The organism is Streptomyces sp. CA-251247 (genome assembly GCF_050952975.1).
In the GTDB taxonomy this organism is placed as follows: Bacteria; Actinomycetota; Actinomycetes; order Streptomycetales; family Streptomycetaceae; genus Streptomyces; species Streptomyces achmelvichensis.
Genome location: NZ_CP191861.1, coordinates 2,396,311 through 2,417,360 on the forward strand (window position 1 = coordinate 2,396,311; position 21,050 = coordinate 2,417,360).

Consider the following 21,050-nt stretch of genomic DNA (forward strand, 5'->3'; position numbering starts at 1 on the left):
CGAGTGCCGCATGCCGAGCCGCTCGCGTGTGGGTGGGGATGACGACAGGAGACGTGACCAAGTGATCGACCGCAAGTCCAAGGCACTGCTGACGGACCTGATCAAGCAGGTTAAGGCGGTCGAGGTCGACCTCGGCCAGCAGGTACGGGACGGCGAGACCGTCCTGAAGCCGCTGCGCACGGAGTACGGCAAGCTGCAGAAGGCCGATCCCAAGGGGAGTCCCAAGTGGGAGGTCTGGCTGGAGGAGCGGCTGGGCGAGCTGCCGGAGGAGCGCGCCGAGCGGGTACGGGCGGCGGAGTCGGTAGCCGGGAGACTGCGGGCCGAGTACGACCAGGCGTTCAAGCTCGGTCGTACGGGGGCGACTTGGAGCGCGTGGCTGGACGAGCGGATCACGCAGGTCGCGGTGGCGTGGGTGCTGGGCACGGTGTTCGTACGGTTCTGCGAGGACAACCTGCTGATCCCGGAGCCGTACCTCACGGGACCGGATGCCGAGCGGCGGGATCTGGCGGAGGCGCGGTACCGGCAGTACGTCGAGGAGGAGCAGGACCCGACCTACCGGGGGTGGTTGGAGCGGGCTTTCGCGGAGCTGGGCTCAGGGCAGGCCGGCAAGTTGCTGTTCGACAGGCGGCGCAACCCTCTGTACCAGATCCCGGTCTCGCACGACGGGGCGCGAGCGCTGGTGGAGTTCTGGCGGGAGCGGCGGGAGGACGGGGAGCTTCTGGTCCACGACTTCACCGATCCGCTGAACGAGGACGGTACGAAGGGGTGGGACACGCGGTTCCTGGGTGACCTGTACCAGGACCTGTCGGAGGCGGCCCGGAAGACGTACGCGCTGCTTCAGACCCCGGAGTTCGTGGAAGAGTTCATCCTCGACCGGACGATGGATCCGGTGGTGCGGGAACTGGGCGGGCGATTCGGCGAGCTGAAGATGATCGACCCTACGTGCGGGTCGGGGCACTTCGTGCTGGGTGCGTTTCGAAGGATGGTCAGGCTTTGGGCGGAGCGGGAGCCTGGGCGGGATGTGCATGAGCGGGTGCGGGATGCGTTGAATTCCGTGCACGGGGTGGACATCAATCCGTTTGCGGTGGCTATTGCACGGTTCCGATTGCTAATGGCCGGAATGGCGGCGGCGAACGTACGCACGCTGGCAGAGGCCAATCAGTATGACTGGCCGATCCACCTGGCTGTGGGTGACTCACTCATCAAATCTCGGCAGCTTGAGTTCGGTATGCGCGACACGTCGGGGCAAGGTGAGCTGGAATTCGTCGCCGATCAGAAAGACGAGCTAGCTGAATTCTCGTATGCGACAGAGGACGTGCACGAGCACAAGGGAATCCTCGAACAGGGTAAGTATGATGTAGTGGTGGGCAACCCGCCATACATTCCCGTCAAGGACAAGAATCTCAACGCGCTTTATCGAGAATTGTACAAATCCTGCGCCGGAACCTACGCCCTGTCCGTCCCCTTCGCCGAACGGTTCTTCCAGCTAGCAAAAACAGGGGATCCAACCGGACACGGGTATGGCATGACCGGCCAGATTACAGCGAACTCCTTCACCACGCGCGAGTTCGGGGCGCGACTCATCGAGGAATACTTCGCTCACAAAGTTGAGATTACGGAAGTTATTGACTCCTCCGGAGCATACATCCCTGGACATTCGACGCCAACCGTCATCATCATCGGACGCCGTAGAAGCGGATCCAACAGGACCCCCTTCATTCGATCGGTCCGAGGAATCCAAGGAGAACCCTTCACTCCCCCTGACGCAGCTGCGGGAGTTGTCTGGCAGTCCATCGTTGAACTAATCGATCAACCTACCTCGTTCAACGATTGGGTCGCCGTTGACGACCTTGAGCGTTCCAGATTCTTCTCCAAACACCCTTGGGTGCTTACAAATGGCGGCCTTGAGTTGATCGAGCTAATCAATGCTGCCAGCGTCGGAACACTAAAGGCCGTGATTGATCCCCCCGTAGGTCGCGGAGTGCGCGTTGGCGCTGACGAAGCGTATGTACGCCCGAAAAGATCCACGCTGCGGACCATCGCTAACAAACAGGCACTTCGCCCACTCATGGTCGGGGAGGTCGTTCGGGATTGGAACGCATCTCCAATGGAGTCCATTTGGTATCCGCACGCAGAGGAAGCGGATGCGACCGAACTCGCCGATGAGCTCTGGCCGGTGCGGCAGCTACTCAGAGCGCGACGGACTTTCCAAGGGGAAATCGCCGATTCCGGGCTGCAATGGTGGGACTATATGCAGCACACAGCCTCCGCCTACACCACTCCCCTATCCATCACCTTTGCCGAGATTACAACTCACAACCAGTTCGCTTTGGATCGCGGCGGCAGCATCTTCAAGCAGACCGCGCCAGTAATCAAGATGCCCGCAGAAAAATCAGAAACAGATCACCTTCAGCTTCTTTCCGTCCTTAACAGTTCAACTGTTTGCTACTGGCTGAAGCAAGTGTGCTTCTGCAAGGGTAACGCGACTGCGTCCAGCGGCATGGCCGACCAGCCCTGGTCCTGGAACTATCAGTTCAACAGCTCCAACATTGAGCGGATTCCTCTTCCGAGAGCTTCTGCCACTCATCTCGCTACAACCCTCGATTCCCTCGCCCAGCAATTGATGGCTGCCAGCCCTACTTCCCTCACTGCGACAGGAATCCCAACCGCCGCCGCCCTCCGTGCGGCCAAGAACAACTGGGAGTCCACGCGCGGCAAGATGATCGCCTTTCAAGAGGAGTTGGATTGGGGGATCTACTCCCTTTACAACCTCCACCCGGAGGATCTGCGCGCCTCCGAGTCCACTCTTCCGAACCTTGCTCCCGGCGAGCGGGCTTTCGAAATCGTCCTGGCCCGCAAAATGGAATCCAGCAAGGTAACCACCAAGTGGTTCAGCCATCATGGCTACACCCCACTCACCGAGATCCCCGCCCATTGGCCAGAGTCGTACCGAGAGATTGTCCAGAAGCGGATCAACGCCATCGCGTCGAGCCGCGCCATAGAGATGGTAGAGCGACCCGAATACAAACGACGTTGGGAAACTAGCGGCTGGGAGTCCCTACAAGCCACAGCCCTGCGCTCCTGGCTGCTCGACAGGATTGAGAACCGCGACCTGTGGTTCCAGGACGGCCAGCCAACCATTCTCGCCTTCGCCCGGCTCGTCTCCGCGCTCTCCGCCGACGAGGACTTCGTCTCCGTCGCCGAGTTGTACGCCCCCCGCAAGGAGCTGGCGACCGTCGTCGCGGATCTTCTCGCCAACGAGCACGTCCCCTTCCTCGCCGCTCTACGGTACAAGCCCACGGGGCTGAGGAAGCGCGCCGACTGGGAGCACGTCTGGGATCTCCAGCGTCAGGAAGACGCCGCCCCGGACGAGCCCGCCAAGCGGAGCATCCGGGACTCGATCCCCGTGCCGCCGAAGTACACGTCGGCCGACTTCCTCAAGCCGTCCTACTGGCGCGCCCGCGGGAAGCTTGACGTGCCGAAGGAGCGGTTCATCTCGTACGCCACCGGCGCGATCTCCGGCACTCCGGACCTGTTCGGCTGGGCGGGCTGGGACCACCGTGAGCAGGCCCAGGCCCTCAGCACGTACTTCACGAACCACGACGAGCTGTCCGACGAGCAGATGACCCCGCTGCTCGCCGGCCTCCTCGAACTCCAGCCCTGGCTCAACCAGTGGCACGAGGAGTTCGACGCCCTGTACGGCGGCTCGCCCGCAGCCTTCTTCGCGGGCTACCGGGCGACGAAGCAGGGCGAACACGGTCTGACCGACGACGACCTGCGCGCGTGGCGTCCCGGGAAGCCGACCAAGGGCTGATCACCCCGGCGTGCCCTCCCCTCTCTCCCATGCGGAGGGCACGCCAACGTCCCGCAGGGTCAACGGTTCGGCCGCGTGTACCCGGAGCGCCGGGCCCTCGTCCAGTCCCAACACAACGGCGAGTCCACCAGCCGCGTACGACTCAGTGCGCACCGTACGGACAGTGCGCCACTCACCCCACACTCGCACTAGCTGGCCAGGCCGCACCATGACAGCCGCGACCTCCCGCCCGTCGGGTTCAGTCACGATGTCCGGCGCTTTCAGCTCCGCCCACACGGTCTTCCCGATCCCGCCCGCGCGCTCCTCAACTCCCCAGCGGTGAGCCAACGCCTCCACGAGCAACAGCCCGCGTCCGCCGGTCTCCTCGTCACCGGGCGTCCGCACTTCGGGCCTGCCCGAGCCCGCGTCGCTGACTTCCAGCCGCAGCAGGCCGTCCTCTAGGGATCGCGCGATCCGTACGCCCACCTGCCGATCACTCGGCACCCGTACGCGCAACGCGTTGGTCACCAGCTCCGAGAGCACCAACTCCGCCGACTCCAGGACATCTTGGCCCACACCCCAACTGCCGAGCACAGCATGCAGCGCCGCCCGAGATCTCGGCGCACTTCGACGGCACCGAGACAGCCGGAAGGTGACTTCGTTCAACGCAGCCAAGGCAGCCCTCCATAGGGTCGACGCGCGGTCGGAGCCCCATAGAGACGGCCAGTTGAGCCGTGGGACGCCGGTGTCCATGGCCAGCAGGATGTACGCGCACCACTCGAATCTGCAACGTTGCCAACTGAGATGGTCTCAATCTTCCCCCTTTCGGGTTAATCCCGCCACGCCACATCCACGGCTCTGCTAAAGGTGTTGGCATGCTTGCGAAGAGCGCCACCCCGAATCCCTCGACCGTGCTCGGCCGTCAACTAGGCGACGAACTACGCCGGTTGCGGGAGGCCGCAGGACTGACCACCAATCAGGCAGCGGAAGCCCTCGACTGCACCAAGGGAAAGATCAGTCGCATCGAGAACGGTCGGGTGGCGGTCCGTCTCCCGGACCTGACCGCGATGCTGCACGCCTACGGGGTGGCGGCTCCTGAGCTTCGTGAGCGACTGGGCGCGCTGGCCCGCAAGGCCAACCGCCGCCGCAAACAAGGATGGTGGAACCAGTACGGATCCGTCCTCGCCGACACGTACCGCGACTACATCGCGCTGGAAGCCATGGCCGGAGAGATCCGCACATTCCAGGCGCAGCTGGTTCCCGGCCTGCTCCAGACCCCAGAGTACGTCCGTACAGTGACGGTGGCTTCACGACAGTGGCAAACGGCAGACGAGATCGAAAAGTTCGTCCAGGTTCGCCTCGCCCGACAGGAACGACTCACTGGCGACTCCCCCTTGCGACTCTGGGCGGTACTGTCAGAGGCCGTTCTCCTCCAACAGGTCGGCGGCCCCCAGGTGATGCAGGCACAGCTGGAGCACCTCCTGACGGCCTCCGAACAGCCCAACGTGACCATCCAGGTCCTGCCGTTCTCGCGCGGAGCGCACGCGAGTATGTTCGGCCCGTACGTAGTACTGGGGTTCCCTGAGGAGGCAGCGCTCGACGTGGTACTGGCGGACAACCCGACCGGCTCCATCTGGCTGGAGCGGGAAGCGGAAGTCGCCCGTTACCAAGATCTGTTCGACGCCGCTCGCACGTCCGCGCTCTCTCCGATGGAATCCCGAGCCGTCATCCGACGCAGGGCCAAGGAGCACAGAGCATGAATAGCGGACGCCACAGCACGCTGGATCTGTCGAGCGCGAAGTGGCGCAGCAGTACCTACAGCGGCGGCAACAACGAGTGCGTCGAGATCGCCGACAACATCCCCACCCTCATACCGGTCCGCGACAGCAAGCACCCCGTCGGCCCCGTGATCACCGTCACCCCCGACGCCTGGCGCACCTTCATCAACCACCTCGGCTGAGCCGACCACCCTCAAGGCCGGCCCGCCCTACACTGCCTTCCAGCCAGCCCGCACACCATCACTCACCGAAACCCCTCCGCTACTCGAATTCTCCATACTATGGTTAACTTGAGTATGTTCAGATTGAGCAAACTCGGAGGGTGACCCATGCTAGGCTTTGTAGGCCGCGCATCCGAGCTGGCCACCCTGAACCGCCACCTCGCCTGGGTCCGCGACGGCCGCGGCGACCAACGCGGCCGGGCCCTGCTCCTCCGCGGTCGGCGTCGCGTCGGGAAGTCGCGGCTCGTGGACCTCTTCTGTGAGCGCGCCCAGGTGCCCTACGTCGTCCACCAGGCCACCCGAGGCGAGGACGCCCACCGGGAACGGGCCCGCTTCCTCGACGAGGTCCGGCACTCCTCACTGCCCGACACCGCCCTCCTCGCCGGCGTCACCACCGTCGCCGAATGGGACACCGCCCTGCGCCAGCTCGCAGCCGTACTCCCGGACGACGCTGCCAGCATCGTCGTACTTGACGAGTTGCCGTGGATGCTCGAAGGCGACCCGGTTCTGGAAGGCACATTGCAGACCGTCTGGGACCGGGTGCTGAGCCGGAAGCCGGTACTGCTCATCCTCATCGGCAGCGATCTCGCCATGATGGAGCAGCTCTCCGCCTACGGCCGCCCCTTTCATCAGCGAGGAGTCGAGATGGTCCTCGCGCCCCTCTCGCCCTCCGAAGTCATGGCAATGACCGGGCTCCCTGCCGCCGACGCCTTCGACGCCCATCTGATCACCGGCGGACTGCCCCTCATCTGCCAGGAGTGGCGGGAAGGCGAGAGCCGCACCGGCTTCCTCTCCCGCGCCCTCGACGACCCCACCTCGCCCCTCCTCGTGTCCGCCGAGCGGGCACTGGCCGCCGAGTTCCCGACCGCCCTCCAGGCCAGGCACGTGCTCTCCGTGATCGGCAGCGGCGAGCGGACCTTCGGGACGATCGCCGCTAAAGCGGGGGCCGCTGATCGGCCGCTCCCGCCCGGCTCGCTCAACCCGGCCCTGCGCACCCTCGCGGAAAAGCGACTCATCGCCGTCGACACCCCGCTCTCCACCCACCCCGGAGACCGCGACCGCCGCTACCGCGTCGCCGATCCCTACCTGCGTTTCTGGCTCGCCTTCCTGGAACAGGGGATCCCGGAGATCGAGCGCGGACGCGGCCGGATCGTGGCCGAGGCGGTCGAACGCGGTTGGACCTCGTGGCGCGGGCGGGCGATCGAACCCGTCGTACGGGAGTCCCTGGCCCGACTACTGCCCGACGACACGTGGCCGCGGGTGAGAGAAGTGGGCGGCTGGTGGCCCCGTACCAACAACCCCGAGGTCGACCTCGTCGGGGCAGACCGGTATCCGGCGCGCGAGATCGGGTTCGTCGGCTCGATCAAGTGGCACGAGCGCGGCACCTTCGACCGTCGGGCCCTGGCCTCGCTGGCCCGGGACGCTCTCGCCGTACCGGGTGCCGACGAGGACACTCCGCTGGTCGCGGTGTCCCGCTCCGGGTTCACGGTGGACGGGCCGGCGGCGACGTACGGACCCGAGCAGCTGATGGAGGCCTGGGGCTCCGCTGCGTGACCTCCCTCCCCCATGTCATACGCGGCCGATACGATCGAAGGCCGTCCCCCCTTGTGTGAACAGTGGGGACGGTGCCTCCGGGGCAGCATGCGGTGCTGAGCATCACTCGTCGTCCCGGTGACGGGGGACGCGCCGCGCTGCCCGGTGGACGTTGACGTAGTACACGGAAAACAGGAGACGCGAGACAGAGATGGCCCCGACCGCCGCAACGGCCCCCCTCCTCCGCGATGTCATCGACATCAAGACGTCCATCTCCACGTCGGACTTCGTCCTGAAGCTGGCCGAGGCCGTCACCGAGGAGGGCGCCGAGCGGGCGCTGCGGGACTACGTCGTCACCGAGCGCCTCCTTGAGAACTTCGACGAGGCGCTGAGTCTGATCAAGACCGCGCTGGACGGACAGACGTCGAAGGCCGCCTATCTGCACGGCTCGTTCGGATCCGGTAAGTCGCACTTCATGGCCGTGCTGCACGCCCTGCTCCGGGGCGACGCGGCCGCCCGTGCCCGGACCGATTTCGATCCGGTGCTGTCCAAGCACGAGTGGCTGAGCACCGACGGGAAGAAGTTCCTGCTCGTGCCGTACCACATGCTCGGGGCCAAGTCCCTGGAGCAGCGGGTGCTCGGCGGGTACGTCAGCCACGTCAAGGCACTGCACCCCGAGGCGTCAACTCCGCAGGTCTACCGGACCGACTCTCTCTTCGCGGACATCCGCGCGCTGCGGGATCGTATGGGCGACGACAAGTTCATCGAAGGCCTCGCCGGGGCCGCCGCCGACGGGGACACCGCGGATGCCGGCGACGAGTGGGGCGACTCCTTCGCCTGGACCCCGGCGCTCCTCGACGCCGCCCTCACCGCCGAGGAACTGGACGGCGCCGAGGTCAACCTCAACCTGGTCAACCCGACCACCCCGGCCGAGCTGCGGGCCAAGCTGGTGCATGACGCGAGCACCAGTTGGTTCCCCGGCTTCGCGAAGAACGCCGCCGAGGACGAGCACGGATTCATCTCGCTCGACGCCGGCCTCGCCGTCATCGCCGAGCACGCGAAGTCGCTGAAGTACGACGGGCTGATCCTGTTCATGGACGAGCTGATCCTCTGGCTCGCCAACCGCATCCACGACCAGAAGTTCGTCTCCCGCGAAGCCGACAAGATCACCAACTTCGTGGAGGGCGCCGACTCCCGCCGTGCCATCCCGATCGTGTCGTTCATCGCGCGGCAGCGGGATCTGCGGGAGCTGGTCGGCCAGGAGGTCTCGGGCGCCGCCGAGACGGCGATCCAGGACAGTCTCAACCTGGCCTCCGGGCGCTTCGACAAGATCACACTGGAGGACCGCAACCTCCCGCAGATCGCCCATGCGCGTCTCCTGAGGCCCAAGGACGCGGAGGCCGCCGCCAAGCTCGACGCGGCCTTCGCCAAGATCAAGCGGGTCGGACCGCAGGTGTGGGACGTGCTGTTGGGCTCCGACGAGGGGACGACCGGCGCCGACGAAGCGTCGTTCCGGCTGACGTATCCCTTCTCGCCTTCGTTCATGGACACCCTGGTCCACATCTCCTCGGCGCTGCAGCGCTCCCGTACCGGTCTGAAGCTGATGGGCCAGTTGCTGGCCGATCATCGCGATGACGCGACGCTGGAGCAGCTCATCCCGCTCGGCGACCTCTACCCGGTCATCGCCGACGGCGGCGACCGGCCGTTCGTCGACAGTCTGAAGGTGGAGTTCCAGGCCGCGGACAAGCTGTACCGCACCAAGCTGCGGCCCTATCTCCTGGCGATGTACGACGTCACCGAGGAGGACATCGAGCGCTACCGCCACCGCCGTGACACCGTCACCGACCAGGGGCTTGTGCAGCGGTGCAAGGCGTTCGTGGGCGACGACCGGCTGATGTGCACGCTTCTGCTGTCCGCACTGGCACCCAGCGTGCCCGCGCTGCGGGACCTGACGATCCGGCGGCTCGCGTCCCTCAACCATGGCTCGGTCATCTCCCCCATCCCGGGGGCGGAGGTCGGCGCGATCCAGTCGAAGGTCGACGAGTGGGCGGCGCGCTTCGCGGAGATCAAGCCCACCGGCACCAAGGCCAACCCAGGCGTACGGCTCGAACTGGCCGGCGTGGACGTGGACTCCGTCCTCGCCAACGCCAAAGTCAACGACAACCGCTCCAACCGCCGCTCTCTGGCCAAGCGACTCCTCGCCGAAGAGCTGGGCATCGATCTCCAGGAACGGCTCACCGCAGACGAGTTGAAGTTCGTGTGGCGGGGTTCGAACCGCACGGTGGAGGTCATCTTCGGCAACATCGCCGACCACGACGACCTGCAGGACCACGACTTCGCGCCCAGCCAGGACGGGCTGTGGCGGATGATCATCGATCTGCCGTACGACGAGGGCGAGTACGGCCCGCGCGAGGACGCCAACCGCATGGCCGAGCTCCGTCGGCTTCCCGGCAATCGGCCGCGGACGGTGGGGTGGATTCCCACGCATCTGTCCACCGGCCGCTTCCAGGACTTCCAGCGGCTGGTCGTCATCCACTACGCCCTCGCCGACCAGCGGCGCTTCGACACCAGCTACGCCCAACACCTGAACGCCGACAACCGGGCCCGAGCCAAGGCGCTGCTCGAAGACCAGCGCGAGACGCTCACCAAGACGGTGAAGGCGGCGTTCAAGCAGGCCTACGGTCTGGCGGCCAAGAAGCCCGGCGATGTCAACCCTGACTTCAACGAGCATCTGGAGCCGCTGCCCGACGTGCCGGATCTGCGCGTCTCCATCGGACAGTCCCTGCACGACGCGGCCCGGCACGTGGCGGGCAAACTGCTGGCCCACCAGTTCCCCGCGCACCCGGACTTCGACCCCGACGGCACGGGCAGCGTCGTCAAACTCGCCGACGCGCGAACCGTCTTCGGGCACATTCGCGCCGCCGCGGAAGCCGGGGACCGGCAGGCCGAGATCCCGGCCAAGGAGCGTGCGCTCATGCGGCGCATCGCCGCGCCGCTGGGGCTCGGCCAGCAGAAGGAGGCGTACTTCCGGCTCTCGAACCGCTGGCCGGAGCACTTCGCCCTCCAGGCGCGCGGCGAGGCCGGGCCCGGTGATCTGAGCGTCGTCCAGCTTGCCGAGTGGATCGACCGTCCCGACACGATGGGCCTGGAGGCGTTCCTCGCCAACCTCGTCATCGCGTCGTACGCGGAGATGGATGACAGGGTCTGGGTAAGGGCCGGCGCGCTGCTCGACCCCTCGCCCGAACTCTCGGCGATCAGGCCTCAGGACGCGCTGCGTTCCCAGCCGCTGCCGGAGGAACACGTCTGGGAGGAGGCGGGCCGCCGCTACTGGGAGGTCTTCGGTGAGGAGCCGCCCAGGCTGCGCCGGGGCCGGATGGTCGGGCAGTTCGCCCGGCGGATCACGGAGCGGGCTCGCACGTACCAGCCGCACGCGGCCGATCTGGTGGCGCAGTTGGAGAAGCACGCGACGCTGCTCGGCCTGGACGGGACCGACGAGTCCGGCCGACTGGCGATCGCCCGGCGGGCCCGGGACCTGCTGGACGAACTGCGCGGGCTGGATCAGGGTGCGGCCGGCGGTTCAGCGGCGGCCAAGCAGGTCATCTCCGCGTTCGCCGGCTTCGATCTCGGTGACGTGCCGACGAGCCGCTACGGTGCGTCGATCAAGCAGGCCGAGGCCGTCGCGGCTGCCTTGGCCACCGCGGCTTGGGACATGCTCAAGCTCGCGCCCAACTACGGGCCGCAGGGCGAGGCGGTGCTGGAGGAGTTGCGCGGCGCGGCACGTGTCGACCAGCGCACCAAGGACCTCAAGGAGTCGCTGCTCGAGGCACGGCGGTCCATCGTCGCCGTCATTGAGCGCAGCCAGGCACACACCGCCGACCCGCGTAGGGCCTACGCCGCACCCCCGCCGGCCGAACCTCTCACGCAGCCCGACGCGATCAGCCTGTCCACCGACACCGGCCAACCGCCCGTGCCCTCCACCCACCCTGAAACCCCGGGCGGACGACGTGCGGGACGCCGCTCGGGCGGGGGCCGGACCACGGCCTCCCGTGCGCTGGCCGAATTGAGGGCCGAACTGGCCGAACTGGCGGCCGCCGAGCCGGACGCGGAGATCGAGATCAGCTGGCGGGTCGTGGAATGAGCGAAAGGCAGTGGGCGAAGAAGGTGTGGGACCAGTGAGTACGGCGACCGTGACCACCACCAGCGCGGTGCCGCTCAAGCCCGCGACCATCACCCAGTACCTGGCATCACAGCACGGCCTCAAGCCGGACAAGCGCAGGGTCGTGCTGCTTCGGGCCGCGCCCTCCTGGGACGGGCCGGGCGAATTGTCGTGGGGTGAGCAGCGGCGGGCGACGGTCGCGGCGGCGCCCTCTCCCCTCGGCGTGTACGAGCTGCTCCTCGCGCACCAGAAGCCGTCGGCCACCGGGCCCGACGTGCTGGTGGTGCTCACCGACCGCGAGGAGGCGGAGCTCGGGCCCGACCTGCTGGCCAAGGTGCACCGCCAGCGGGTCAACGCCGTCGACACCTGGGACGTCGTACGGGAGGCGTTCGGTGCGACCGCTTCAGACCACCGGCTGTTCGAGGAGAACTGGGCTGCCGAGGCACTGCTGGACGCTGCTCCGCCGCACGGTGGATGGCCGAAGCTGGCGGGCGGTCCGCTGTCGCGGAGCAAGGCGCTGACCGCACTCGCCCTGCGCAGGCTGGGGATCGGCCGCTACGATCCGGACGCCGAAACCTCCCGCTCCGCGGCGGGAGTCCGTGACGAACTGGACATCCACACCCTGCTGCGATGGTCCCTCGTGCCCGGCGGCCCCGAACGGCTCCTGGCCCTGCGGGCGCCGGAGCGAACCGGCCTCGTGCAGTTTCTCGGCGAAGAGGAACAGGCCGGGCGCGCGGGGCAGGCTCTCCTCGCCCTCGTGACGGCGGAACACGGTCCGGACGCCGTCGCGTTTGGGCTGCTCTGCGCCGCCCTGTGGGGGCACGCCGACACCGTGGCTGACGCGGAGGACTACCGGGCCCGGGGGCGGGCCGAGCGCTGGTTCGGGGAGGAGCCGCCCGCACAGGGTGGACACCTGGACGCCCTCGCGGCGGCCTTCGGACGGTCCTGCGAGGAGTTCGTCTCCGCCCTGCTGCTGACGGGACGATCGGACAGCGACGAGGAGGCGGCGGAGGCCCGGCGGCTGACCGGCTCTGTGCTAGACCGGGCGGCTGCCCTTGCGCGCCAGTTCGGGGCGGAACGGGCCGCAAGGACAAGCCCCGTGCTGGCAGCGGGGCTCGAAGCACGCCTCACCGCTGCCGGCGAGGCGCTGTTGAGCGGCTCCCCCGAGCGAATCCCGCCCGCAGTGACGGCCCTCAGTCGGCACCTGCTCGCCCGGGATACCGACTACAGCGTCCGTATTGAGCGGGTGCGCATGGCGCAGCGACTGGCCCGTTGGCTCGCGACCGACCCGCCGGTCGAGACCGACACGGTGGCCAATGCCATCGCCCGTCACGTCACCGAGACGGGCTGGGTGGACCTGGCGCTGGAACACATCGAGTCCGGAGGCGATCCCGATCCGGTGCTCCGGTCGGCGTACGACGCTCTGTGCGCCTCGGCGCACGACCGTCGGCGCGAGATCGACCGGCACTTCGCCCAGGTGCTTGCCGTCCGGACGGCGACCGACCGTGGTCCCGGCTCGATGCTGGCCGTGGAGACATTTCTCCCCGAGGTCGTCGCCCCGGTGGTGAAGGCCGGAGAGCGGAGACTGTTGCTCCTCGTGCTCGACGGGATGAGCGCCGCCATCGCCGCCGAACTCGGCGAGCAACTGCGTGATCACTGGGTCGAGTACGACCCGCTGCCAGGAGCGAAGGACGCCCCGCGGCGCCGCGCTATGGCAGCCGCGCTCCCCACTGTCACGGCCGTGTCGCGGACCTCGCTCTTCGCCGCGCGGCTGATGGAGGGCACGCAGGCCGACGAGAAGAGGCTGGTCCCCGCTCACCGCTTCTGGGGCGGGGAGGACGTGGCGGTCTTCCACAAGGACGATCTGCGCTCCGAGAGCAGCGGCGAGCCGTTCGGGCCCGCACTGCACGACGCGCTCGTCGGCGACCGTACTCACGTGGCGGTGGTCCTCAACACCGTGGATGACCGGCTGGCTTCCGAGCAGAAACTCGGTGACGGGGCCTGGCGGCTGTCCGACATAGGGGGGCTGCGAGCGCTGCTTCGGTCTGCCGCGGCGCAGGGCAGAGCGGTGATCCTCACCAGCGACCACGGTCACGTCATCGACCGACGGTCGGCGCGGGTGAACGCCGAGGACGTGCGGTCCGCACGGCACCGTGGCCCTGGAAGCCCGCTCGTCGAGCAGGAAATCGTACTGACGGGCCCTCGGGTTCTCGATCCGGAACCGGAAAGCGAGATCGTCGCTCTCTGGGACGCCGACACCCGCTACACCTCTCGCAAGGCCGGCTTTCACGGCGGCGCATCCCTGGCCGAATTCGCCATCCCTGTGCTGGCCTTCCTGCCCTTCGGTGCGAAGCCGCCGAGCGGCTGGCGGGAGCTGGGGAACCAGCAGCCGAGCTGGTGGTCACTGGCCCCGCAAGGGGAGGAGCAGCCGCTGCGGACCAACGCCGCCGCGGTCTCGGGACCGGCACCGGCACCGAAGAAGCCGCCCAAAAAGACCAAGAACGAGGCGGAACTCGCCAAGAGCCACGAGGCACTGTTCGACGTGATGCTGGTTCCTTCAGGATCCGAGGACGGCGCTCTGTTGTCCGTAGCCCCTGTGCCTCCGGGTGATGCCTTGGTCGACGCCCTCCTGAAGTCCGAGGTCTTTGCCGCACAGGTTCAGTTGCTCGCCCGAAAACCGGACCTTGCTCGGGTGGAAAAGGCCGTACACGCTCTACTGGACGCGGGCGGCACCCTGCCCATGACTGCTCTCGCCCAGCGCGTCGGTCTGCCCGCGAACCGGCCGGCCGACGGCTTCGCCGCCGTACTACGGCAGTTGCTCAATCACGACGGTGTTCAGGTGCTGGAGACACTGCCGGACGGTCGGACCCTGCGGCTGCACACCGGACTGCTACGGGACCAGTTCGAGCTGGGTTGAGGAAACGGGGTCGTCGGTCCCGGGCGCCCCGGGACCGACGACCCCATGCGTCAGGTGAGCTGACGTAGCAACCCCGCGAACTGGCGCAGCTCTTCGCTCCGCTGCGCCGACAGCGGCTCCGGGTCGAAGTGCGCGATCTGGTTGCGGATGCTGCGCACTCGGTCGAGCTGGTGCACGAACTGGACGCGGTTCACCCCGGTCCAGCCCAGGGTCTGCCAGTTCTGGTCGGCCGCGGCGCACAGCGCCTCTTTGCGGTTTCCCTGCTTGCTGCGCTGATCGCCGTCCAACAGCATCACGTACTGGCCGAACATGAGATCCGCGATCTTCCCCGTCTTCCTGTCATTCTGCTGCACGGCACGGATGGCGTCCTCGCTCATCTTCGCGCCGAGGCACTTGCGGAGCCGGAACTCGATCTCGCCCACGACAAAGAACGGCCATGCGGTCGCGTCGAAGCGCTGGGTGATGTCCGCAGCGGTGACGATCCCGCTGATGCGCCCGTTGTGAGCCCGGACCAGTACGTATCCGTGCTCGCAAACATTGGAGAGCATGGCGAAGAAGTCGTCGTGTGCGTGCGCGACCGGCGGGTCCTCCACGATCGCATTGGCCAGTGCCGCTTCCGCTCCGGTGGCGTACATCTTGGCCACCGAGCGCCAGGTGACAACACCGGCCACCGTGTACTGGTCCTCCAGGACCGGGACCTGGGAGTAGTTCTTCGTGTGCATGATGTACGTCGCCTCGGTGAGGTCCGAGGCAGGCGTGACCGAATCGACTCCGGCGTGTGCGCACGGCAGGTCGCCGATCCGGAAGGGCTGCTGTGGCATGGCCCCGGGCAACAGCCCGGCCTCGTCCTCCTGCTCCTCGTCCGCACCATCGCTCTGATCCCCTGTCGCGGATTCCTGGGCAACGATGTGGATCTCGGACTGACTGCTGCAGGTCGCGAAGTACGGCAGGGTCGCTAGACCGAGGTCCTTCAGCTTCTGCTCGATGTGAAGGATGGCCTGGTCGTTGCGGAACCGAGTGTTGAAACAGGTCAGGAGCTCAACGAGAGGAACGCGCCGGCCTTTGAATGCCAGCAGTTCTTCGTCGGAGGGTGTTCGGAGCACGGCCGCGTCACCCGGCCTTCACGTCGCGGAAGACGGTGCGCTTGCCCATGGCCGACATGACCAGCTCCAGCAGCTGCTTGGACCTGTTCTCGTAGAACTGCTCGAAATCGCCCGAATGCAGCGCGGCAGGGTCGATGAGATGAGTGCCGATGACGTCGTCGAACCATTCGGGACGCATTCCCGACTCGAGCGCGAGCGTCTTGAGGTAGCCGGCAGGCGATCCGGTCATGCTCTTGCTGGCCCGCAGCGACAGGGGTGTCTTGTTGATGATCGAGTTCGCCCTGTTGCTGTAGGCCCGGTCGTTCTTGTCGATCCACGCCTTCGGGAAGATCTGGCGCACCTCCACGCTGTACTCGGCGAGGCGCGCGGCGTTCAGGGGTGCTTCCGTGAAGTACCAGTCCACCGCCCCCTGCTTGACCAGGAGGGCGTAAACCCCCTTATACGCGGCGCTGTTACGTGTACTGAGGGTGTCCAGCCGATCATCGAGGAAGGCCGCCTCGGCGATGGTGTCGGGAACTACTTCGGTGTTGCCCTGTAGGCGTTCGACGAGTTGCTCGACGTCGCGGGTGAAGCGGCTTTCCGTAGAACCGCCGTACATCTCGCCGAGCACACCGCACCAGTACCACTGGGTGAACAGCTCGTCGGCTGCCCCTGTCTCGGTCTCCTCGCCCAGGATCGTCCGTACGGCAGCCAGTGGTACGAGCTGGGTTCGATACGGCAGGTCCGGGGCGCGCACGATGCACTGCCGCTCCAAGAAGGCCCCCACCCACTCGAATGCCTCCGCCACACGCGGAGCGAGCAGACTGAAGTCGGCGAGTGGCAGTTCCAGCAGGTCACGGCGCTTGCACGAGACCGCGGCGCGCGGCTCCTGGCGCTTGCGCTCCCAGGTTCGGACGAGCGCCACAGCCTGGAGGAAGTCACTGCTGCTGAGCCCGTCCTCGACACCGGCCTCCATACGCCCGAACACGGGGTACGACGAGGTCAGGCTCTTCTTAATGTCCAGCCAGACGTCGGGAAGTTTGTAGTAGTCGCCGTGCTGGGCCACGTACTCCTGGTTGCCCGCGTACGTGGCCGTCAGCAGTTCGAAGACGTTGAGCGGCACACCACCGGTGTTCACCCGCTCGAACACCGCACAGACCGCGTCCATGGTCGTAGAGGCCGCGAGCTTGATCATCGGTACCTGGAACGACTGCATACGGTTGAGCACGTGCATCTGGAACTGTCCCCACAGCCCCCAGTTCGTGACGTCGACCTTCACATACTCCTGGTGCCAGTCATTCACTCGCTCGGTATCGAACACGAAATGAAGAGGGAAGTAGCCTGCCGCGCACTCACCTTCGACAGTGCTCAGGTCGATGAGGTCCCTGCGGTTGAAGCCGGTTTTGAGGATCTTGTCCTCAGGCACAGACACGATGGCGTCGTCGCGTTCGGCCGGTGGCCCGATGGCCTTGGCGATGTCGATGTAGTACCAGCGCCTCAGCTCCTTGCCGCGAGCATCCACCGTCTCCACCGGCCGATCCCGGTGCAGGGCCTGGAAGAGGGAGGTCAACCGTTGCTGGCCATCGAGCAGCAGGAGATCGGGCACCCGGGCCTCCGCGTCCTCGGCACCCTTGAGTGTCCGGGTGCGGAAAAGTGAGGCGCCGTTGGTCTGCAGCGCCATCACCACCCCGAGCGGATAGTCAAGTGTGACCGTTGCGATGAGTGCCCTGATGCGCTCGTCGTCCCACTTCCACTCGCGTTGGAAGTCGGGGAGCTGTAAGGCGCCGGAAGCGACGTCCGCAAGGGCGTCGCTGAGTTTCAGACTGTCGAGTGCCACGCTGTGTCTTTCCGTCTGGGACCGAACGCTGCGTCACCGCCTCTCCCGGCGGTGAACATGCCATTGCACCAAGGGGGTTGGCGGCAGTCAAGGCGTTCACCGATCCCGCTACCATGCACCAGAATCAGCGCCCGGGGCCGCCCGGAATGTCCATCCGCACCACGGTCCAAACGCACTAAGGTGCCGTCCGTTTCGCCCTGCACCCTCATGGTCTCAAGCCGATGGGAGACTGTCGGGGTGAGTACAGACAGCCCTGGCCGAAACGGGCCCGTCAGCGCCGCGCGGCGCCGTGACGTAATTGATGCGCTGCGTCGGGGAGCCGTTCCTGAGAGCGGGCTCGACCTGCTGGCCACCGGCCTGGACCGGTACGAGAGCGCCCTGGACGCTGAGCTCGACGCCGTGGCGTCGGGCGCGTCGGTATTCAAGGCCGTGCGCGGCGAGTACGGGTCGGGCAAGACTTTCTTCGCGCGGTGGCTCGGGGAGCGGGCCAAGCGGCGTAATTTCGCCGTCGCCGAGATCCAGGTCTCGGAGACCGAGACTCCGCTGCACAAGCTGGAGACCGTCTACCGCCGCCTCACCGAGCGGCTGGCCACGCCCGGATTCTCCCCGAGCGCGCTGCGGCCGGTTGTTGACGCCTGGTTCTACGCCCTTGAGGAGGACGCCCTCGCCGCAGGTGCGTCCGAGGAGGACCTGCCCACAGAGGTGGAGCGGCTGATGACCGCCCGACTTACCGAGGTGTCCCGGCACGCCCCGTCGTTCGCGACGGCGCTGCGGGGCTACCGTATGGCCCTCGAGTCGGGAGACGAGGCCACCGCCTCGGCAGTCATGGCGTGGCTGGGGGGACAGCCGCATGTGGCCGCGGTGGCCCGTAGGTCCGCCGGGGTGCGCGGCGACCTCGACCATTTCGGCGCTCTGGGGTTCCTGCAGGGACTGCTCACCGTGCTGCGTGACTCCGGGCACGCGGGCCTGTTCGTCGTGCTGGACGAGGTGGAAACCCTGCAACGGGTTCGGTCCGACGCCCGTGACAAGGCGCTGAACGCGCTCCGCCAGCTCATCGACGAGGTGCACTCCGGACGCTTCCCCGGCCTCTATCTGCTGATCACCGGCACGCCCCCGTTCTACGACGGCCGACAGGGCGTGCAGCGTCTGGCTCCCCTGGCCCAGCGGCTGGCAACCGACTTCACCACCGATCCGCGCTTCGACAACCCTCGTGCCGTGCAGATCAGGCTGCCGGGCTTCACACTGGACTCGCTGGTCGGTCTCGGGCTGACCATCAGGGACCTGTATGCGTCCGGGTCTTCGGCGGCCGAGCGAGTCAGGGAGATCACAGACGACGTATATGTCGCCGACCTGGCCAAGGCCGTCGGCGGGGCGTTGGGGGGCAAGGTGGGGGTAGCGCCTCGTCTGTTCCTCAAGAAGCTCGTCGGCGACGTCCTCGACCGTGTGGAGCAGTTCGAGGACTTCGACCCGCGCAAGCACTACGCGCTCACGGTGAACGCCTCGGAGCTGACCGAGGTCGAGCGCAGCGCCGCGGCGGTTGACAGTGCCGATGACGTCGAACTGGACCTCCCGTGAGCGACATGGCGCCCGACCCGATGGACCTGCTTCACCCGGGGTTGGTCCACCACGTCGTGAACACCCTGGGCTGGCCCCGCCTGCGGACCCTCCAGGAAGAGGCGATCACCCCCCTGACAGACGGGGAGGACGCCGTGCTGATCGCCCCCACCGCGGGTGGGAAGACCGAGGCTGCGTGCTTCCCCTTGCTGTCCCGGATGACGCAGGAGAAATGGCACGGCACCTCGGTCCTCTACGTGTGTCCGCTGAAAGCGCTGCTCAACAACCTGTTGCCCCGGCTGGAGACATACACCTCCTGGCTCGGGCGCACAGCCGCGCTCTGGCACGGCGACGTCACGCACTCCCGCCGCAAGCGCATCCTGCGCGAACGACCGGATGTGCTGCTGACCACTCCCGAGTCCCTGGAGGCCATGCTGGTCAGCGCAAACGTCGACCACCGGGCGTTCTTCTCCGGGCTGCGGGCGATCGTCGTCGACGAGGTGCACGCTTTCGCGGGCGACGACCGGGGATGGCATCTACTGGCCGTGCTGGAACGGCTGGAGCGGGTGGCCGGGCGTCCGGTGCAGCGGGTCGGCCTGTCCGCGACCGTGGGTAACCCGGAGGAGCTGCTCACCTGGTTGCAGGGAGCAAAGGCCGGGCAGCACACGGCGCATGTCGTCGCCCCACACCTGAAGGAGAAGATCAAGAAACTGCCCCCGCCCGGGGACGTCCAGCTCGACTACGTGGGGTCCTTGGCCAATGCCGCGACGGTGATCGCGGCACTGCACCGGGGCGAGAAGCGGCTGGTCTTCTGCGAATCGCGCAAGCAGGTCGAGGAACTCGGCGCGGCGCTGCGGGCGAAGGGCCTGACCACTTTCCTGTCCCACGCATCGCTGTCCGCAGACGAAAGGCGGCGAGCGGAGGAAGCATTCGCGGAGGCTCGCGACTGTGTGATCGTCTCCACCAGCACCCTGGAACTGGGCATCGATGTCGGCGACCTCGACCGGGTCGTCCAGATCGATGCACCAAGCACCGTCGCCTCATTCCTACAGCGACTGGGCCGCACCGGTCGACGACCCGGATCCAGCCGCAACTGCCTGTTCCTCGCCACCGACGACGCCGGCCTCCTGTCCGCGACGGCACTCCTGCTTCTCTGGTCGCGCGGCTGGGTGGAGCCGGTCATCGCTCCTCCGGAGCCACGGCACATCGCCGCACAACAGGTGCTGGCGCTCTGTCTCCAGGAGCACCAGGTCGGTGACCGGCTGTGGCAGGAATGGTGGGGAGGCCTTGGCCCCTTCGGCCCCTCCGCCGAGCCGATCGTGCGCCATCTGGTCGAGGAAGGCTACCTGGACCGGGACGGGGAACTGCTGTTCATCGGTCCAGAAGCCGAAAAGCGTTTCGGATACCGGCACTTCATGGATCTCACCGCAGTCTTCACCGCAGCGCCGGAGTTCACCGTTCTGTCGGGCCGCACCGAGATCGGCTCGACAGATCCCGTACTACTCACGGACGAAATCGTCGGCCCTCGCCGACTGCTCCTCGCTGGGCGCAGCTGGCAGGTGACATACATCGATTGGTCTCGGCGGCGCTGTTTCGTCGAGCCGGTGGAAGGTGGTGGGCGGGCCCGTTGGGGCGGGATCGGCCTGAACCGCACCGCTTCCTACGAACTGACGCAGGCAGCCCGCGAAGTCTTGCTCGGCGCCACTGTTCCAATCTGCGTCACGCGCCGTGCCAAGAGTGCCCTCACGCGTCTGCGTGACAAGGGCGCAGAGCAGGTGCACAGCGACTGCACCATCATTTCGCGAGGAGGCCGTGACACAAATGTTCGTTGGTGGACGTGGGCGGGCTACCGGGCCAACGCCACCTTGTCCGCGACTCTCTCCAGCGTCGCGGACCCCCTCCAACGCCCCACGGACACGTACGTCAGGCTCCGCGAGGACGTCACGCCCCAGGAATGGAGAAAGGCAGCTGGCGACGCATCCAGCCACCTGTGCCAGCCACCTATTGACCCCCGCGCTTTGGCAGGGCTGAAGTTCAGCGCCGCTCTTCCGCCTCGTCTGGCTGAGGCCACGCTTGCTGCCCGTTTGGCCGACTTCAGCGGCGCGACCGCCACACTCCAACGGGCTGCCAGGTTCACGATGCAGTGATGCGCCAATGGTTCCTGATGAGAGACACCCCA

General features: G+C 67.0%; 11 protein-coding genes. 8 read left to right on the forward strand and 3 right to left on the reverse strand.

Annotated features, from left to right (window positions below; all coding sequences use genetic code 11):
- The first annotated feature begins 61 nt into the window (after nt 1-61).
- Nucleotides 62-3,814 (forward strand): BREX-2 system adenine-specific DNA-methyltransferase PglX, encoded by a 3,753-nt coding sequence (gene pglX / locus ACQPWZ_RS10590; RefSeq protein WP_433571185.1) that lies wholly within the window; start codon nt 62-64, stop codon nt 3,812-3,814.
- On the opposite strand, the gene ACQPWZ_RS10595 is transcribed toward pglX, so the two are convergent.
- Complete coding sequence (locus ACQPWZ_RS10595) at nt 3,815-4,546, reverse strand: ATP-binding protein (RefSeq protein WP_433571186.1); 732 nt, start codon at nt 4,544-4,546, stop codon at nt 3,815-3,817.
- A gap of 122 nt (nt 4,547-4,668) precedes the next feature.
- Here ACQPWZ_RS10595 and ACQPWZ_RS10600 point away from each other — a divergent pair, with 122 nt between their 5' ends.
- From ACQPWZ_RS10600 to pglZ, 5 genes are all read left to right on the forward strand, one after another.
- The gene (locus tag ACQPWZ_RS10600; RefSeq protein WP_433571187.1) at nt 4,669-5,553 is read left to right on the forward strand and encodes a helix-turn-helix domain-containing protein; all 885 of its coding nucleotides are present in this window, start codon (nt 4,669-4,671) and stop codon (nt 5,551-5,553) included.
- Nucleotides 5,550-5,753 carry a DUF397 domain-containing protein gene (locus ACQPWZ_RS10605; RefSeq protein ID WP_433571188.1) on the forward strand — a complete coding sequence of 68 codons (204 nt, stop codon included), beginning with the start codon at nt 5,550-5,552 and terminating at the stop codon, nt 5,751-5,753. The genes ACQPWZ_RS10600 and ACQPWZ_RS10605 overlap by 4 nt, the downstream gene beginning before the upstream one ends.
- Nucleotides 5,754-5,900: 147 nt before the next feature.
- The gene (locus tag ACQPWZ_RS10610; protein WP_433571189.1) at nt 5,901-7,346 is read left to right on the forward strand and encodes an ATP-binding protein; all 1,446 of its coding nucleotides are present in this window, start codon (nt 5,901-5,903) and stop codon (nt 7,344-7,346) included.
- A gap of 190 nt (nt 7,347-7,536) precedes the next feature.
- Nucleotides 7,537-11,463 (forward strand): BREX-2 system ATPase PglY, encoded by a 3,927-nt coding sequence (gene pglY, locus ACQPWZ_RS10615; protein WP_433571190.1) that lies wholly within the window; start codon nt 7,537-7,539, stop codon nt 11,461-11,463.
- Between the two features lie 34 nt (nt 11,464-11,497).
- Nucleotides 11,498-14,398, forward strand: a complete 2,901-nt coding sequence (gene pglZ, locus ACQPWZ_RS10620; protein WP_433571191.1) for a BREX-2 system phosphatase PglZ — start codon at nt 11,498-11,500, stop codon at nt 14,396-14,398.
- 50 nt (nt 14,399-14,448) lie between these two features.
- Here the strand turns inward: pglZ and ACQPWZ_RS10625 are convergent, their stop codons facing one another.
- Together ACQPWZ_RS10625 and ACQPWZ_RS10630 are read right to left on the reverse strand one after the other, a co-directional pair.
- Nucleotides 14,449-15,501 (reverse strand): CBS domain-containing protein, encoded by a 1,053-nt coding sequence (locus tag ACQPWZ_RS10625; RefSeq protein ID WP_433571192.1) that lies wholly within the window; start codon nt 15,499-15,501, stop codon nt 14,449-14,451.
- Between the two features lie 7 nt (nt 15,502-15,508).
- Nucleotides 15,509-17,317, reverse strand: coding sequence for a GmrSD restriction endonuclease domain-containing protein (locus tag ACQPWZ_RS10630; protein WP_433571193.1), 1,809 nt, complete (start codon nt 17,315-17,317; stop codon nt 15,509-15,511).
- 207 nt (nt 17,318-17,524) lie between these two features.
- Here ACQPWZ_RS10630 and brxD point away from each other — a divergent pair, with 207 nt between their 5' ends.
- The gene (gene brxD / locus ACQPWZ_RS10635) at nt 17,525-18,892 is read left to right on the forward strand and encodes a BREX system ATP-binding protein BrxD (protein ID WP_433571194.1); all 1,368 of its coding nucleotides are present in this window, start codon (nt 17,525-17,527) and stop codon (nt 18,890-18,892) included.
- Nucleotides 18,893-18,897: 5 nt separating this feature from the next.
- Nucleotides 18,898-21,018, forward strand: a complete 2,121-nt coding sequence (locus tag ACQPWZ_RS10640) for a DEAD/DEAH box helicase (RefSeq protein WP_433573801.1) — start codon at nt 18,898-18,900, stop codon at nt 21,016-21,018.
- Nucleotides 21,019-21,050 lie beyond the last annotated feature (32 nt).